Here is a 16963-nt window from a genome sequence, read left to right on the forward strand (position 1 = left end):
ACGCTCCCACCGACATGTCCAACCAGCGCAGCGATATCTTCTTCGCTGCCGTGCAGACCACGCGCATGCCCATGATCGTCACCGATCCGCGGCAGCCGGACAACCCGATCATCTTCGTCAATCGCGCGTTCCTGGAGATGACCGGGTATGGCAGCGATGAGCTGATCGGCAACAACTGCCGTTTCCTGCAGGGACCGGACACCGACCGGGAAACGGTGCGCAGCATCCGCGATGCGATCACCTCGAGCGACGAAGTGGCGGTGGAGATCCTCAACTACCGCAAGGACGGTTCAAGCTTCTGGAACGCGCTGTACATCTCTCCGGTCTACGACGACCGCGGCGAGCTGGTGTACTTCTTCGGTTCGCAGCTGGACGTCAGCCGTCGCCGCGACGCCGAGGATGCGCTGCGCCAGGCGCAGAAGATGGAAGCGCTGGGTCAGCTCACCGGCGGTATCGCCCACGACTTCAACAACCTGCTGCAGGTCATGTCCGGGTACCTGGAACTGATCGAGCATGCGGTCGAGAGCGATCCGCTGAATCCGCTGCTGCTGCGCAAGAGCGTGGACCGCGCGCGCGATGCCGCCGGCCAGGCCGCGCGCCTGACCCAGCAGTTGTTGGCGTTCGCGCGCAAGCAGAAACTGGAAGGGCGCGTGCTCAACCTCAATACCCTGGTGGCCGGGATGAGCGATGTGGCCGAGCGGACGCTGGGCGACGGCATCGCGTTTTCGCTGGAACTGGCGCCGGACCTGCGCAACTGCCGGATCGACCCGACCCAGGCCGAGGTGGCGCTGCTGAACATCCTGATCAATGCCCGCGATGCCATGGCCGAACAGGCATCGCCGCGCCTGGTGATCCAGACCCGCAACGTCTCGGTGCGCGCCGACGAACCCACCACCTACGACAACCTGCTGCCCGGCCATTATGTATGCGTGTCGATCACCGACAACGGCAGCGGCATGCCGCCGGAGGTGCTGACGCGGGTGCTGGATCCGTTCTTCACCACCAAGGAAGAAGGCAAGGGCACCGGCCTGGGCCTGTCGATGGTGTACGGCTTCGCCAAGCAGTCCGGCGGCGCGGTGCGCCTGTATTCGGAGGATGGCCACGGCACCACCGTGCGCCTGTACTTCCCGATCGACGACAACGTCGAGAACATGGCGCCGCGCGATTCGCGCACGCGCCGTCCGTTCGACCGCCAGGGCGACGAGACCATCCTGATCGTCGAGGACCGGCCGGACATCGCCGAGCTGGCGCGGCTGTTCCTGGAGGACCAGGGCTATGCCACGCATGTCGTCTACAACGCCCGCGAGGCGCTGGAACTGCTCGACACCGGCGTGCACGTGGACCTGCTGTATTCGGACCTGATCATGCCGGGCGGCCTCAACGGCGTGATGCTGGCGCGCGAGGCGCGGCGGCGCCGGCCCAAGATCAAGGTGCTGCTGACCACCGGCTATGCGGAGTCCTCGATCGAGCGCACCGATGCCGGCGGCAACGAGTTCGAGGTGCTGGCCAAGCCGTATAACCGCCAGGAGCTCACCCGCAAGGTGCGCATGGTGTTGGACGGTCCCAACGGCGTGAGCTGACCGACAGGTCGGCGCGCGCCTGTCAACGGGGTTTCCCGGCGGCGCGCGCACTGCGAAAATGCGGGTTTTCCGCAAGGCGGCTTCGGCCGGACGCAATGCACGACACTCAGCTCGCCCAGCAGATCGCCAACACCATCGCCGCCGAGATCGGCGCGCAGCCGGCGCAGGCCCGCGCCGCCATCGCCCTGCTCGACGAGGGCGCCAGCGTCCCGTTCATCGCGCGCTACCGCAAGGAAGTGACCGGCGGGCTGGACGACACCCAGTTGCGCAACCTGGAAGTGCGCCTGACCTATCTGCGCGAACTGGAAGAGCGCCGTGCCGCGGTGCTGGCCAGCATCGCCGAGCAGGGCAAGCTCAGCGACGAGTTGCGCGCGGAGATCGTCGCCGCCGATACCAAGTCGCGGCTGGAAGATCTGTACCTGCCATACAAGCCCAAGCGCCGCACGCGCGCGCAGATCGCCCGCGAGGCCGGGCTGGAGCCGCTGGCCGACGGCCTGCTGGCCGATCCGACGCTGGTGCCGGAGACCTTCGCCGCCGGCTTCGTCGATGCCGACAAGGGCGTGGCCGACGTCAAGGCCGCGCTGGAAGGCGCGCGCGCGATCCTGATGGAGCGTTGGGGCGAGGACGCCGCGCTGGTCGGCGAACTGCGCAGCTGGCTGGGCGAGGTCGGGGTCATCCGCGCGCGCGTGGCCGAGGGCAAGGAGCAGGAAGGCGCCAAGTACCGCGATTACTTCGATCACGCCGAAGCGCTGGCCAAGATTCCTTCGCACCGGCTGCTGGCGCTGTTCCGCGCGCGCCGCGAGGAGATCGTGTACCTGGAACTGGATCCGGGCAGCGAGGCCGAGGCCGGCCACCAGTACGCCGAAGGCCGCGTCGCGTTGCGTGCCGGCATCGCCAACCAGGGCCGCTCCGGCGACCGCTGGCTGCTGGATGCCTGTCGCATGACCTGGCGCGCCAAGCTGCACATGCACCTGCTGCTGGACCTGTTCAACCAGGCGCGCGAAAAGGCCGAGGCCGAGGCGATCGCGGTGTTCGGCGACAACCTGCAGGACCTGATGCTGGCGGCGCCGGCCGGGCCGCGCGTGACCCTGGGCCTGGACCCGGGCATCCGCACCGGCTGCAAGATCGCCGTGGTCGACGCTACCGGCAAGCTGCTGGCCACCGACACCATCTACCCGCACGAGCCGCGCCGGCAGTGGGACCAGTCGCTGCACACGCTGCGGCAGCTGTGCACGCAGCACGGCGTGGAACTGATCGCGATCGGCAACGGCACCGCCAGCCGCGAGACCGACAAGCTGGCCGCGGATCTGATCAAGCAGAACCCGCAGCTGAAGCTGGAGAAGATCGTGGTCAGCGAGGCCGGCGCCTCGGTGTACTCGGCCTCCGAGTTCGCCGCCAAGGAATTCCCGCAGCTCGACGTGTCGCTGCGCGGCGCGGTGTCGATCGCGCGGCGCCTGCAGGATCCGCTGGCGGAACTGGTCAAGATCGAGCCCAAGGCGATCGGCGTGGGCCAGTATCAGCACGACGTCGACCAGTACCGCCTGGCGCGGGCGCTGGATGCGCGCGTGGAGGATTGCGTGAACGCGGTCGGTGTGTACGTCAATACCGCTTCGGCGGCGCTGCTCTCGCGGGTGTCCGGGCTGTCGTCGAGCGTGGCCGAGAACATCGTGCGCCACCGCGACGACAACGGCCCGTTCAAGCGCCGCAAGGACCTGCTCAAGGTGCCGCGGCTGGGCGACAAGACCTTCGAACAATGCGCCGGCTTCCTGCGCATCGCCGATGGCGAGGAGCCGCTGGACGCCTCGGCGGTGCATCCGGAAGCCTACCCGGTGGTGGAGCGCATCGTCGGCGCCACCGGCAAGCCGATCAAGGCGCTGATCGGCGACGGCGGCTTCCTGCGCGGCCTCAGGCCGGACCAGTTCACCGACGAGAAGTTCGGCCTGCCGACCGTGCGCGACATCCTCAAGGAACTGGAAAAGCCGGGCCGCGATCCGCGCCCGGAGTTCAAGGCCGCGCGTTTCGCCGACGGCGTGGAGGACATCAAGGACCTCAAGCCGGGCATGGTGCTGGAAGGCGTGGTCAGCAACGTCGCCGCCTTCGGCGCGTTCGTCGACATCGGCGTGCACCAGGACGGTCTGGTGCACATCTCCGCGCTCTCGGACAGCTACGTCAAGGATCCGCGCGACGTGGTCAAGGCCGGCGACATCGTCAAGGTCAAGGTGCTGGAGGTGGACGTGGCGCGCAAGCGCATCGCGCTGACCCGGCGCCTGGACGACACGCCGGCACCGGCGCGTCCCGCCGACCGCGACAGCGGTGCGCGGAATGCCGGCGGCCCACCGCGGCGCGAGCGCGACGGGCGCGGCAACCCGGGCGGCGGCAACGCCAAGCCGCGTCCGGCTACGGCGGCGGCGCCGGTCAACAGCGCGCTCGCCGACGCGTTCGCCCGCGCCAAGCGCGGCTGACGTTCCAGAAGAGGAGGAGCGCCGGCGCGCCTGCGCCGGCCGTTGCAGTCGCGATCGCCCGCTGCGGTCGCGCAATGCGCCGAACCGGCCTGATCAGGCCGGTTCGGCGTGCGGGCTCTGGTCCGGCGCGAGCGTGGCCGGTGGTGGCGCCACCAGCGACGCGGCCAGCCCAAGCAGCTTGACCGGATCCACTGGCTTGCCCAGGTGCGCATCGAAGCCGGCCTCCAGAGCCAGCGCACGATCCTCGCTGCGCACGTAGGCGGTCAGGGCAATGGCCGGGATGCGGCTGGCCGCACCGGCGCCGCGGCTGCGGACGCTGCGGATCAGGCTGTGGCCGTCGCGGCGCGGCATGCCGACGTCGCTGACCAGCAGCGCATACGGCCGCTCGCGCAGCAGCGCCTCGGCATCGTCGGCGCAGACCGCGGTCTCGACCACGGCGCCGGCCTCCTGCAGGAAGCGCTGGGTGACGCCGCGCGAATCCATGTCGTCGTCCACCACCAGCACGCGCACGCCGTCCAGGCGAATGCCGCCGCGGCGCAGCGCGCCGCCGGACAGCGCCGCGTCGTCGCGGCGGATCGGGTCCAGGCTCTGCAGGTCGTTGCGCGGCAGCAGCAGGGTGAAGGTCGCGCCGAGGCCGACGCCATCGCTGCTGACCGACAACTGTCCCTGGTGCAGTTCGGCCAGTTGCTTGGCGATCGCCAGGCCCAGGCCGAGACCGCCGGCGCTGCGCGTGCTGCTCGCATCGGCCTGGCGGAAGCGGTCGAACACATGCGGCAGGAACGCCGGGTCGATGCCGATGCCGGTATCGCTGACGGCGATGCGCACATGGGTGCTGGTGCTGTCCAGGGTCACCGTGACCGTGCCGGCGCTGGGGGTGAACTTGATCGCATTGCCGATCAGATTGGTCAGCACCTGCTGCAGCCGCACCGGATCGCCCAGATAGGGCAGGGCGGTGGCCTCGTCGGCGACCAGCACGATGTCGACGCCCTTGTTCTGCGCGCCGGGGCGGGCCGCATCGATGGTCTCGCCGAGCAGTCCGCGCAGGTCCAGGTCGTTGGGCTCCAGGTGCACCTTGCCGGACAGAATCGCACTCATGTCCAGCAGGTCGTCGATGATCTGCGCCTGCGAATGGGCGCTGCGTTCGATCACCTCCAGACCCTTGCCCAGATCCTTCTCGCGTACCGCCTCGTCCTGCATCAGCCGCGACCAGCCCAGGATCGCGTTGAGCGGCGTGCGCAGTTCGTGGCTGAGCGTGGCCAGGAATTCGTCCTTCATGCGGCTGGCGCGCTCGGCCTCGCTGCGCGCGCTCTGCTCTGCGGCGAGCAGCTGCTGCAGGCGCAGGTCGGTACCGCGGCGCTCGATGATGATGCCGGCCAGGTGCGAGGCCGAGCGCGCCAGGTCCTGTTCGTGCGGGTTGGGGTAGTGCACGAACGGGTGGTACAGCGCGACCACGCCCAGCACTTCGCCGTCGCTGGCCAGGATCGGCGTCGAGCAGCAGGCGATGATGTCCGCTTCCATGGCCACGGCCAGATAGTCCTGCCAATGCGGATTGACCCGCACGTCGCTGCACAGCACTTGCCGGCGCAGGTAGGCGGCGCGTCCGCAGCAACCGGTGTTGGGGCCGATCGGCAAGCGTTGCACGGCCTTGCGGAAGCCTTGCGGCATGCTTGGCGCGGCCCCCTCCAGCAGGCACTGGCGGTGCTCGTCGACCAGCATGATGGTGCAGCGCAGGCCGACATCGCTCTGCGACTCGATGCCGCGCGCGATCGCCTCCAGCACGGCGTTCAGGGGCTTGCCGGTGGTGATCATCTCCAGCGCCGCACGCTCGGCGGCGGTGGCGTTCTCGATGCGCTTGCGCTCGGCGATGTCCAGCAGCGAGCCGATGAAGCCGAGGAACTGGCCAGACGAGCTGAAGCGCGGTGTGGCGGTGTCCACGCACCAGCGGTATTCCCCGTCGTGGCGGCGCAGGCGGTACTCCACGGTGTAGGCGCGACGATCCGCGCAGGCGCGCGCCAGGGTACGGCCCACCGTGGCCAGGTCGTCGGCATGGATCATTTCCTGCCAGCCGCTGCCCAGCGCTTCCTGCTCGCTCTGCCCGGTGAACAGATACCATTGGCGGCTGATGTATTCGCAGTCGCCATCGGCATTGGACATCCAGATCATGACCGGCGCGTTGTCGCACAGCTGACGGAAGCGCAGTTCGCTTTCCTGCAGGCGTTGCTCGACCAGGCGGCGGTCGTGGATGTCGGTGTTGGTGCCGATCCAGCGCACGATGCGGCCGCTGTCGTCGCGGATCGGCAGGGCGCGGCCGAGGTGCCAGCGGTACTCGCCATCGTGGCGACGCAGCGGATACTCGATCTCGTACGGTTTGCCGCTGCGCAGCGCCTCCGGCCACACCTCCATCACCCGCGCCAGACCTTCCTCGGTGTGCACCTTGCGCCAGCTGTCGTAGCCGGCCTCGCCAACCGGCAGCCCGGTGTACTCGTACCAGCGCCGGTTGAAGTAGTCGACATGCCCATCCGACGTGGAGGTGAACACGATCTGCGGCATCGCATCGGCCAGCTCGCTCAGGCGTGCGGCACTGCTGGCCAGTTCACTTTGCGCGCTCGCGCGCTCCATCGACTCCCAGCAGCGCGCTGCGACCAGCCGCACCAACTCGATCTCGGCCGAGGTCCACACCCGCGGATGGGTCTGGTGCACGCCGATCGCCGCGACCAGGCGGCCGGCCTTGTGCAGCGGCGCGGTGAGCACCGCGCGCATGCCCAGCCGGCGGTAGTTGGGATCGTCCAGGCGCATCGGCGGCTGGTGGGTCTCGGTATCCTGTACCACCCATGGGCGGCTTTCGCGCATGCACTCCAGCAGATCGCTGCCGAAGTCGCTGAAGCGCGAGCGCCCGGTCAGGTGCGAGGCGCCGTCGACATAGTCGGCGCGCACGTCGAACACGTCCTCATCGGCCTCGACGATCGCGTAGGCGCAGCGGTTGGCGCCCAGGTGCTGGCCGAGCAGGGCGGCACCGGTCTCGCAGATGGCTTCGGTGCTGTGCAGGTTCTGCAGGGTGTCCTCGAGCATCAGCAGGAAGCTGTCGTGCGCCTGCGCGCGCGCCTGCTCGGTGCGGTCGATGCCGTGCACCAGGATCCCGCTGACCCGGCCCTCGGTGTCGTGCATCGGCTGGTACACGCATTCCAGCGTGGTTTCCGAGGTCGCTTCGTGCGGGCTGCGGCACAGGTGGAAGGTCATCGACTCGTCGATGAACGCCTCGCCGCTGGTGCGGACGTTGTCGAGTAGGCCGATGACGCCCTGCTGCTGGATTTCGGGAATGGCCTCGGTCAGTGGCCGGCCGACCACGTCGCGTGGTCCGATCAATTGCTGGTAGCGCCGGTTGACGGTCTCGATCACGTAGTCCGGGCCGCGCAGGATCGCCAGCGCCGCCGGCGACTGCTCGAACGCGTCGGCCATCTGCGCGCGTTGCGCGTCCAGCGCCCTCAGCAGCGTGTCGCGTTCGCGGGCCAGGGTGATCCGTGCGGTGTCCTCGGTGCACACGCACAGCACGCCGGCGATGCGGCCCTCGTCGTCGAACAGCGGGCTGTAGGAGAAGGTGAAGTACACCTGCTCGCTGTAGCCGTTGCGCATCATCTTCAGCGGGATATGTTCGTTCCAGGTCGATTCGCCGCTGGCCATCACCTGGTCTGCCTGCGCCCGGACCTCCGGCCACACGTCCGGCCACACCTCTTCCATCGGCCGGGCGAAGCCCTGCGGATGCCGCAGCCCGAGGATCGGCACGTAGGCGTCGTTGTAGAGGTTGAACTGGCGCTCGCCCCAGCGCACCGCCATCGGGAACCGCGAGTTCAGGCAGATCGACAGCGCGGTGAGCAGGCTCCGCGGCCACTGCTCCATCGGGCCCAGTTCGTGCTCATGCCAATCGATGGCGCGCAGCAAGGCGCCCGTGGCGCTGCCGGCGGGAAACCGGACAGGAGGCGGCGAACAGTCCTGGGCGTTGATGGCTGAGTCCCTCGAATCGTCCCCGCCAGGCGGCGGGCTTACTGCCGAGGATTCTCAGGGGCCTGCGGTCGTCTTGGCGTGAGCGTCCTGCAATGCCTTGATCAGCTGCTCGGACAGGTAGGGCTTGGTGAGCACCACGCCGGCGGTAAAGGCGGGAGGCAGGGCGTCGGCCGCCACCCCGGTGGCGAGCACGAAGGGGGTGCCGCGTTCGCTCAGCGCCCGCGCCACCGGCTCGCTGGTCTCGCCGGCCGAGAGGCGGAAGTCCAGCACGGCCCGGTCCGGGCGTTCGCTGTCGAGCAGGGCAAGGGCCTGCTGCACGGAGGCGGCGACGCCAACCACCTCGGCACCGGCCTGGGCAAGCTGCAGCTCGAGCAGCGTGGCGTTCATCTCGTCGTTCTCGACCACCAGGATACGCAGGCCCCGCAATGCCGACATCGCTTGCTCGTTAAGGTTTGGGAACGGAAAGTATAACGGGACCGTCACGGCCGCCGCCTAGACAAACGACGACAGGAAAATGAAGCGTTTACCTGTGATCGCCGTCAATGCGCTGTGGTGATCGCGCAAAAAACAAACGGCAGCCGAAGCTGCCGTCAGTCCTGGTGCCGAAGGTGGGACTCGAACCCACACGCTTTTAAGGGCGGCGGATTTTGAGTCCGCTGCGTCTACCGATTCCGCCACTTCGGCGCGGCCGCGGAGTATAGCCGACTGTTCGCCCGCGCCGCTAGCGATCCGTTCTTGCTGTTGTCGGGGCCGGGCAGGTGAGGACATAGCGGAGGCTGTGGTGGTGTGAGCCGCTCTCTGCACCTGCGGTGCGTCCTATATGTGTGGTGCGCCGTTGCAACCCCCTTGCCGCGCGCTTGCCACGCACGCCCTTTGCGTTGTGCCGATATCGGCAATCGCGGGCGACCGGTGGCGACGCGGGCGCAGCGCGATTCTGCGCTACGCACCGCGCCAGACGCAGCTCGCAGCAATGGCTTGGCGTGAGCCGTGCGCCCTGCGCAAAGCAGGGGCGCGAGTCGATTCCAGAGGGCGTGGCGATGGCCTTTGCGATGTCGCGAACGTTCCGCAAAAAAACGCTTGCGTGTGCCGATCACGATCGTTAATATTCCGCTCCTCGCAGCACGTGGGGCCATAGCTCAGCTGGGAGAGCGCTTGCATGGCATGCAAGAGGTCGCCGGTTCGATCCCGGCTGGCTCCACCAACTTTTCGGACATAGGCCGTCCGCAAAGGCGACACCGTTACACAGCGTCCCCATCGTCTAGAGGCCTAGGACATCACCCTTTCACGGTGGCGACCGGGGTTCGAATCCCCGTGGGGACGCCATTTTCGCAGGAATTCCTCGCGCGCATCCGGGTTCGGCTCTGCCGAACATGTTGAGTGCGGGGTTTGTACATCGGAAGAAAGTCGGGTATGATTCCGCTTCTGCCAGTACACGTGGGGCCATAGCTCAGCTGGGAGAGCGCTTGCATGGCATGCAAGAGGTCGCCGGTTCGATCCCGGCTGGCTCCACCAACTTTTCGGACATAGGCCGTCCGCAAAGCAACATCGTTATCCGCGTCCCCATCGTCTAGAGGCCTAGGACATCACCCTTTCACGGTGGCGACCGGGGTTCGAATCCCCGTGGGGACGCCATTTTTTGAAAACACCCGGCAATGCCGGGTGTTTTTTTATGGGTGTTGTGGGCATGGGTGGTGAACGGAAGAGCGCCGCAGGGCGTGTGCTTTAAGCGGTGGATCGCTTGCATCTTCGAACAATGGCTTTCTTCTGAGTGCCTGCTTGCATCCATGGTGTGCGTGGCTGCGCCCGTACCCTCACCCCAACCCCTCTCCCGAGGGGAGAGGGGCTTTGCTTCTCCCTTCTCCCTTCGGGAGAAGGTGCCCCGCAGGGGCGGATGAGGGTACGGCCGCGCATAGCACTCCAGCCGTCAGCACATACGCCATTTGCATTGCGACCGCGCATCGCTGCTCTCCGTACTCTCACCCCAACCGCTCCCCCGAGGGGAGAGGGGCTGACGCCCGCTCAGTGCAGCAGCCGGCGGATCTGCAGGATCGCCTGCGGCGTGCGTTGCACGCTGTGCCCGGAGACGATCACCGTTTCCGAGGCGGCGCCGGGCAGGTGGGCACTCCAGTAAGGCACGATGCCGTCGCTGGACTGCGCCAGCGGCACGCGCGGATCCTCCTGCCCGATGATGGAGTGGTAGGTCACCTGCGGAGAGATCGGCAACTGCGCCGCGGCGAGGATGAAGGGATCGCGGTCGCTGAGGCTGTCGATGCTGTTGGGTAGTGCGCCGAGCCTGTCCTTGCCGGCGATATCCTTGAACTGATCGAGGACGCGCCGGGGCAGGCCGATCACGGCGCGCGCCAGTTCGCCGACGGTGCCGGCGGCCTCGGGCGTGCCGCGCTGCGGCGTGGCCAGGAAGATCGCTTCCGACACTTCCGGCATCGGCGCGAAATGCAGCATCGGTCCGAGCCTGTCCTGCAGTGCCTGACGTGCCTGCGGATCCAGCTTCGTTTCGTCGAACAAGGTTCGCCACAGGCGCTCGCCGCCGCTGGAAGACACCATCAAGCGCGCCAGCACGCCGCCCATGCTGTGTCCGATCAGCACCATGTCGTGTGCGGACACGCTGCGGCGTTGCGGATCGAGCTGATCCAGTGTCTGCTGCAGCGCCATGCGAACTTGCAGGTGGGTGTAGGGGATCGGCAGGTTGGTCGGGTAGTACACCAGCCAGATCTGGTAGCGCGCGCGGACCTGCGGATCGCCGAGCAGGTCGTTGGCCAGGTTCACCCAGGCCTCCGGGCTGCTGGCCAGTCCGTGCAGCAGCACCAGCACGCGCCGGTTCGGATCGTAGGGCTGGGTCAGGAACACATGCGGCCGGTCGATGCCGTGCCCCAGGCCGAGCAGGGTGCGCAGCGATTGCGCGGCGAAGCCGGCGCGCGCCATCCACACGCCATAGCCGGCGCTGAAGTTGGCCGCCAGCGGCACGTCGACACCGCCCATTGCCACCCGCTCGCTGACCGAGGGGTCGTGGACCTCCACATGTGCGGTGTGGCTGGCCAGCACCTCCTTGAGGCTGCGGCCGTCGAAGCGCAGTAGCACCGTGAGGTTGGGCGTGGGCATGTCGCTGTAGGCGGGCGCGGCATCGGCGTCGCGCGTGGCGTCCGCCGGCTGCGGCAGGACCGCGACCATTTCCGCGCCGAAGCCGTCGCGCCGATACACGCTGCGCAATCCGTCGAAGCGCAAGTCGCTGGCCACGAGCATCGCCTCGGGCATCGGCATGTCCTGTGGGCTGCCCACGCTGGCATCCAGCGTTACCGTCCAGTCGGGCAGGGCGGCGATGGGCGCGTCGGCGTCGTGGGTGGCGGGCGGATGCTGTCGGTAGCGTGCGAACAACGCGGTCACAGCCTGCTGCACGGCGTAGTTGTAGTAGTCGCGCACCTGGGTCTGGCGTTCCTCGAAGGCGCGTTCGCTGGGCGTGCGTCCGCTGAAGAACAGGTAGACGTAGGCGTAGCGCGCGGTCTGCAGCCAGGCCGCCAGCGTGGCATCGCTGTCCGGTTGTTGTCTTGCGGCACGCTGCGCGGCCAGGAGCGACAGTTCCGCTGCCGTTGCCAGGACGCGTTCCTGGTCCATGTCGGCATTGCCGAGCAACTGGTCGATGCAGGGCGGCACCTTTGCCGTGCAGCTTGCCACGTCGAGCCCGGCGACGTTCAGCGTCTGCAGGGCAGCGTCGCTGGGGCGCGCGGCGCTCAGCGCGTCGCCGCGCTTGGCCTGGATGTAGCGCGCCGCATCCACGCGCTGCACGGTGACGCTGGCGCAACCGCCGGCGCACAGCGCCAATCCCAGCACCACGCAAGTCGAGATCACGCGGTGCCAGCGCTGCCGCCTCATGCCGCGGCCTTCGCCGGCATGCCGGCACGGCGTGCGAACAGCAGGTCGTACAGCACCGGGATCACGCCCAGGGTCACCAGCGTGCCCAAGGCCAGGCCGCCGATCATGGTAATGGCCATGCCGGTCCACAGCGGGCCGGCGAACAGCATCAGCGGGATCAGGCCGACGATGCAGGTCAGCTTGGTCATCACGATCGGGCGCAGGCGCTTGACCGCCGCGGCGATCACCGCCTCGTGCCGGGGCAGGCCATCGGCCAGTTCGGCTTCGATCCGCTCCAGCAGCAGCACCGCGTTGTTGACGATGATGCCGGCTAGCGCGAGCAGGCCGAAGGTGGCCATGAAACCGAACGGATAGCCGGTGACCAGCAGGGCGAGGGTGGCGCCGATCAGCACGAACGGAATACTGGCGACCACGATGAACAGCTTGCGGAACGAATTGAACTGCCACACGAACAGCAGCAGGATCGCGCCCAGCGCATGCGGCATGTACTGCAGCAGCGCCTGGTTGGCTTCGGCGGCGTCCTCCAGTTCGCCGCCCATCTCGATGCGGTAACCCGGCGGCAGGCGCAGTGCCGCGACCTTGTCGGCCAGTGCGTCCACCACCTGGTCAGTGGTCAGGTCCGGGTTGCGGCCGGTGATGGTGATGGCGCGGCTCAGGTTGCGGCGCTGGATCGTCGAGGGTTCCGAGCTCAGCTGGATGTCGGCGATCGCCGCCAGCGGCAGCGGCGCGGCGCCGGAGGACGGGTAGATCGGCGTGTTGCCGGGATTGCCGCCGCGCGCATCCTGGGCGCCGTCGCCGCGCAGCACGATCGGCACGTTAGTGCCATCGTCGTGGATCACCGAGGCGTCCACGCCGCCGTAGCGCAGCTGCAGTGCCTGGGCGATGTCCTCGCTGGCGACGCCGGCGCGGCGCGCCTTGGCCTGGTCCACCTGCACCACATAGCCCGGAATACGGCTGTCCCAGTCGTCGCTGACGTCGAGCGTGCCGGGCAGGGCGCGCAAGGCGTCGGCGATGCCCCCGGCGAGGCGGCGCAGTTGCGCCTCGTCCGGGCCGATCACCCGGTAGATCGCCACGCCGGATTCGGTCGAGCCCAGCGAAAAGCGCTTGGGCTCGGCGCGCACCGCCGGGTAGGCCTGGCGCAGGTGGGTGCGCACCTTGGCGATCAGCGCGTCGATGTCGCTGCCCGGCCGCACGCTGACGGTGAAGTAGGCGATGTTGGCCGCCGGCAGCGGCGGGTTCAGCCCGAGCACGATGCGCGGGCCGCCGTCGGCGACGTAGCCGATGCTGTCGACGATCTGCGGGTTCTGCCGGCGGTCGGCCAGCCACTGGCTGATCGACTGCACGGTGCGCAGGGTCTCGCGCGCATCGCTGCCCGGTTGCAGGGTTACCGGCATCTGGAACTGCAGGCGGTCGGACTTGGGCAGGAAGCTGTACGGCACCGAGACCAGCACCGTCACCGCCAGCGCAAGGAGCGCCAGCATGCTGCCCAGGAACAGCGCCTTGTGCGTCAGCAGCGCCTCGATCGCGCGCCGGTACAGGCGATACGGTTTGGACATATAGGTATCGCCGTGGCCGGGCGCGGCATGCGCGCGGGCGAAGTACATGCACAGCAGCGGGGTGATGGTGATGCTGAGCAGCCACGAGCCGAGCAGGGTCACCGCCAGCACGATCGCCAGCGAGCGCATGTATTCGTTGGTGCTGGTCTGGCCGAAGAAGAACGGCGAGAACGCCAGCACGATCACCAGCGAGGAGGTCAGCAGCGGGATCGCCAGGCTGCGGCCGGCGGCCTCGCAGGCGGCGCGGCGTTCCTCGCCGGCGGCAAGGCGCCGCTCGATGTCCTCGGCGATGACGATGCCGTTGTCCACCAGCAGGCCCAGCGCCAGGATGATCGCGGCGATGGACACGGTCTGCAGTTCCACGTTCAGCGCCCGCATCGCGATCAGCGCGCCGAGGATGGTCAGCGGCACGATCGCGCCGACGATCAGGCCGGTGCGCCAGCCGAGGAACAGCATCACCACCGCCATCACGATGACGATGGTCTCGCCCATGACGTGGTGCATCTTGCCCATCTCGCGCTCGACCACGTCGGCCTGGAAGGTGACCACGTGCTGCGCGAAGCCCACCGGCAGCGCCTTGGCGGTCTCGCCCAGGGTGCGTCGCAGCGCCTTGCCGACCTCGGCGACGTTGTTGCCCGGGGCCATCGACACCGCCACCACCACCGCCGGCTGGCCCTGGTAGATGGCGCCGGCCTCCGGCGGATCCACCGGCATCAGCTCGATCCGCGCCAGTTGCGACAGCGGAATCTGCCGCGGGCCGTCGGCGCCCTGCGTGGCGATCGGGGTATTGCGCAAGTCGTCCAGGTCGCGCACTTCGCCGGAGGTGGTCACGGTCATCGCCATGCCCGACGCGGCGACCAGGCCGCCACCGGCGACCACGTTCTGCGCGCGCAGTTGCTGCGCGACCGTGGCCGGGGTGAGACCAGCCTCGCCCAGTTTGGTGCGGTCGAAGGCGACATAGACGCGCTCGTCCTGCAGACCGTGGAAGGTGACCCGCTCGACGCCCGGCACGGTGTACAGTTGCGCGCGCATCTGCCGCAGCGGCCCGAGCATCTCGGCGGTGTTGAAGCCGGGTGCGGTGACCGCGATCGAGGCGATGGCGACGCGGCCGAAGTCGTCGTCCACCAGCGGCCCCTGTGTGCCCGCGGGCAGCTCGGCGCCGGCTTCGGCGGCCTTACTGCGCACACGCTGCCACAGTGCCGGCAGGTCCTTGACGCTGTCCTGCGCGGTGACCTGCACGATGGCGCTGCCGGGATGGATGGTGGTGACGATCTTCTTCAGACCGCTGACCTCGCGCAGCCGTTCTTCCAGCGGGCGCGCGAGCAGGTTTTCCACGCGTTCGCTGGGCATGCCGGGGAACCCGACTTGCACGATCGCATCGCGCACGGTCACGCTGGGTTCTTCCTGCGACGGAAAGCCGAGGAAGGTGACGATGCCGCCGATCAGGATCAGGGCGGCGCTGAACAGCGCCAGGCGGCTCGATTGCAGGGTGGCGCGGGTCAGGTTCATGGCGAGGTGGTGCCGAGGCGGGTGGTGGGACGGAACGGCACGACGTGCTGGCCGTCGTGGAGGAAGGCGGCGCCGGCGGCGACGATGCGTTCGCCCGCGGCAAGGCCGCGCAGGATCTGCACGCGGCCGCCATCGGCGTGCCCTGCGACGACCTGGCGGCGGCGTACGCTGCCGTTGTCCTGGCGGTACACGAACACCATGGTCTGGCCATCGGCCATGCTCGGGATCAGCGCGCTCAACGGCACGCTCGGCGCCTGATTGGCGGCGCTGTCGGGCAGGGCCAGCAGCAGCGATTCGCCGCTGCGCGGCTGCGTGGCATCGGTGCCTGTGCTGTCGAACAGCGCCTGCACGGTGGCGCCGCCGTCCACGCGTTCGGACACGCTGCGCAGGCGCAGCGGCAATCCCTGCTGCGGCGCGCTGCTGCGGTAGGCGAGGACGCGCTGGCCGGGTTGCAGCGCTGCCGCGCGATCGGCCGGCAGCGTCGCCAGCACCTGCGCGCGATCCGCGCCGTCCAGTTGCAGCACCGGCTGGCCGGCGCTGACCAAGGTGTCGGGCTGCTGCAGCCGCGCCACCACACTGCCGTCGAACGGCGCGCGCAGTTCCGACTGGCGCACCGCGCGGCGCGCCAGCGCCAGGTCCGACTGTGCGCTGCGGACCCGCGCCTGCGCCGCGGCGAAGGCGCTCTTGGCGGCGGTCAGGGTCGCGGCGGAGGCGGCGCCGTCGTCGAACATGGCCTGCTGCTGTGCGAGCTGGGTCTGTTGCTGCTGCAGGTCGGCCGCGGCGATGCCGACGCCGGCCTCGGCCTGCTGCAGGCGCAGGCGGTTCGGCTCCGGATCCAGGCGCGCGAGCACCTGGCCGGCGTGCACGCGGTCGCCCACGTCCACGGCGATGGTGGCGATGCGGCCGCCGCCTTCGAAGCCGAGATCGGCGTGTTGTTGCTGGCGCACCTGGGCGAGGTAGCGGGTGCTGTCATGCGCGGCGTCGCTGCCGACGGTTTCCAGCTTGACCGCGCGCGGCGCATCGGCGGGCGGCGCGGCCTCGCGGTCGCAGCCGGACAGCGTCAGCGCAGCCAGCGGCAGGCACAGCATGAGAAGCAGGGTGGGGCGCAGGGTCATGGTCGGCGGTGTCCCGGAAGCGATCAGAAGGTGTAGGTGACGGTGGCGCCGCCGCCGGCAGCGGCGCGGCGACGCACCACCGGGCTGCCATCGGCGGCGCCGACGTAGCGGGTGGCGTTGAGCAGCAGCGAGGCGGTCCAGTGCGGCGACAGCGTGTGGTCCCATTCGGCACCGACCGTGTAGGCGTACACGCCGGCATCGGCGCGGTGCGGTTGGAAGCCACTGGTCACGCTTTGCGCATCGGTGACGCCGAAGTACGCCTGGTTGAAGCGGCGGTCGCCGACGTGCGCGTCCAGGTCCAGGGTGACGTTGTCGGCCGCGGCCTGCAGCAGGGTGAAGCGTGCCCCGGCGCGATAGCGGTTGCGGCGCGCGCCGTCCTTCAGCGCGAACTCGGCTTCGGCGTCCAGCGCCAGGTACGGGGTCAGCTGCTGCATGACCAAGCTGCGCGCGGTGATCGCGCCGGGCACGTCGCCCATGCCGTCCAGGCTCCTGGAGCCGGGGCGCCAGCTGCTGTTGCGCTGCAGGCGGCCCAGGTCGTAGCCGAACGACTGGCTGGCGGAGAAGCCGTGCGCATTCTGGAACTGCACGCCGGCGCCGCGCACCGTGTCCGCGAACAGGATGCCGCGCTGCACAGAGACCACCGGCACCGCCTGCACGCGATCGTCGGCAGAACCGGCATAACGCGGGGTCAGCATGGCGCCGCCGCCCACGCTCAGTTGGGTGCGGTCGCCGAACAGGCCGGCGCTGGATGCCGGATCGGAATCTGCGGCGTGCGCGGCCGGTGGCAGCGCCAGCAAGGCCATGGTCAACGTGGGCGAAAGAACGGACAGGACATGTTTCATCGGGGCAACCTCGTG

Annotated in this window: 8 protein-coding genes and 5 tRNA genes; 6 read left to right on the forward strand and 7 right to left on the reverse strand. The window is 69.0% G+C overall.

Going from position 1 to position 16963, the window contains the following annotated elements; genetic code table 11:
- Nucleotides 1–14: 14 nt before the first annotated feature.
- Complete coding sequence (locus tag QN245_RS10190; RefSeq protein WP_237475364.1) at nt 15–1580, forward strand: hybrid sensor histidine kinase/response regulator; 1566 nt, start codon at nt 15–17, stop codon at nt 1578–1580.
- A gap of 95 nt (nt 1581–1675) precedes the next feature.
- Nucleotides 1676–4042: a Tex family protein gene (locus QN245_RS10195; protein ID WP_317845228.1), complete on the forward strand. Its 2367-nt coding sequence runs from the start codon at nt 1676–1678 to the stop codon at nt 4040–4042.
- Between the two features lie 93 nt (nt 4043–4135).
- On the opposite strand, the gene QN245_RS10200 is transcribed toward QN245_RS10195, so the two are convergent.
- The 3 genes from QN245_RS10200 to QN245_RS10210 all read right to left on the reverse strand — a co-directional run bounded on the left by QN245_RS10200 (nt 4136) and on the right by QN245_RS10210 (nt 8725).
- On the reverse strand, nt 4136–7936 hold the full coding sequence (locus tag QN245_RS10200; RefSeq protein ID WP_317845229.1) for a PAS domain-containing protein: 3801 nt from the start codon (nt 7934–7936) through the stop codon (nt 4136–4138).
- Between the two features lie 159 nt (nt 7937–8095).
- On the reverse strand, nt 8096–8476 hold the full coding sequence (locus QN245_RS10205) for a response regulator (protein ID WP_160967995.1): 381 nt from the start codon (nt 8474–8476) through the stop codon (nt 8096–8098).
- Between the two features lie 162 nt (nt 8477–8638).
- Nucleotides 8639–8725 (reverse strand) — tRNA-Leu (locus QN245_RS10210).
- Nucleotides 8726–9166: 441 nt separating this feature from the next.
- Here QN245_RS10210 and QN245_RS10215 point away from each other — a divergent pair.
- The 4 genes from QN245_RS10215 to QN245_RS10230 all read left to right on the forward strand — a co-directional run bounded on the left by QN245_RS10215 (nt 9167) and on the right by QN245_RS10230 (nt 9673).
- Nucleotides 9167–9242 (forward strand) — tRNA-Ala (locus tag QN245_RS10215).
- A 46-nt stretch (nt 9243–9288) separates the two neighbouring features.
- Nucleotides 9289–9364: transfer RNA gene (locus QN245_RS10220), tRNA-Glu, on the forward strand.
- A gap of 113 nt (nt 9365–9477) precedes the next feature.
- A tRNA-Ala gene (locus QN245_RS10225) sits at nt 9478–9553 on the forward strand.
- A 44-nt stretch (nt 9554–9597) separates the two neighbouring features.
- Nucleotides 9598–9673: transfer RNA gene (locus tag QN245_RS10230), tRNA-Glu, on the forward strand.
- Nucleotides 9674–10060: 387 nt separating this feature from the next.
- Here QN245_RS10230 and QN245_RS10235 read toward each other — a convergent pair.
- The 4 genes from QN245_RS10235 to QN245_RS10250 are packed head-to-tail and all read right to left on the reverse strand — an operon-like array spanning nt 10061 to nt 16948.
- Nucleotides 10061–11926, reverse strand: a complete 1866-nt coding sequence (locus QN245_RS10235) for an esterase/lipase family protein (protein WP_425612931.1) — start codon at nt 11924–11926, stop codon at nt 10061–10063.
- Complete coding sequence (locus tag QN245_RS10240; protein ID WP_317845231.1) at nt 11923–14991, reverse strand: efflux RND transporter permease subunit; 3069 nt, start codon at nt 14989–14991, stop codon at nt 11923–11925. The genes QN245_RS10235 and QN245_RS10240 overlap by 4 nt, the downstream gene beginning before the upstream one ends.
- Nucleotides 14988–16106, reverse strand: a complete 1119-nt coding sequence (locus QN245_RS10245; protein WP_317845232.1) for an efflux RND transporter periplasmic adaptor subunit — start codon at nt 16104–16106, stop codon at nt 14988–14990. The genes QN245_RS10240 and QN245_RS10245 overlap by 4 nt, the downstream gene beginning before the upstream one ends.
- A 23-nt stretch (nt 16107–16129) precedes the next feature.
- On the reverse strand, nt 16130–16948 hold the full coding sequence (locus tag QN245_RS10250; RefSeq protein WP_317845233.1) for a MipA/OmpV family protein: 819 nt from the start codon (nt 16946–16948) through the stop codon (nt 16130–16132).
- Nucleotides 16949–16963 lie beyond the last annotated feature (15 nt).

Source organism: Xanthomonas rydalmerensis (assembly GCF_033170385.1).
GTDB classification, from domain to species: domain Bacteria; phylum Pseudomonadota; class Gammaproteobacteria; order Xanthomonadales; family Xanthomonadaceae; genus Xanthomonas_A; species Xanthomonas_A rydalmerensis.

Coding starts and splice junctions, on each gene's coding strand:
- QN245_RS10190 (WP_237475364.1), top strand. CDS start 15: ATGTCCAACCAGCGCAGCGATATCTTCTTCGCTGCCGTGCAGACCACG.
- QN245_RS10195 (WP_317845228.1), top strand. CDS start 1,676: ATGCACGACACTCAGCTCGCCCAGCAGATCGCCAACACCATCGCCGCC.
- QN245_RS10200 (WP_317845229.1), bottom strand. CDS start 7,936: ATGGAGCAGTGGCCGCGGAGCCTGCTCACCGCGCTGTCGATCTGCCTG.
- QN245_RS10205 (WP_160967995.1), bottom strand. CDS start 8,476: ATGTCGGCATTGCGGGGCCTGCGTATCCTGGTGGTCGAGAACGACGAG.
- QN245_RS10235 (WP_425612931.1), bottom strand. CDS start 11,926: ATGAGGCGGCAGCGCTGGCACCGCGTGATCTCGACTTGCGTGGTGCTG.
- QN245_RS10240 (WP_317845231.1), bottom strand. CDS start 14,991: ATGAACCTGACCCGCGCCACCCTGCAATCGAGCCGCCTGGCGCTGTTC.
- QN245_RS10245 (WP_317845232.1), bottom strand. CDS start 16,106: ATGACCCTGCGCCCCACCCTGCTTCTCATGCTGTGCCTGCCGCTGGCT.
- QN245_RS10250 (WP_317845233.1), bottom strand. CDS start 16,948: ATGAAACATGTCCTGTCCGTTCTTTCGCCCACGTTGACCATGGCCTTG.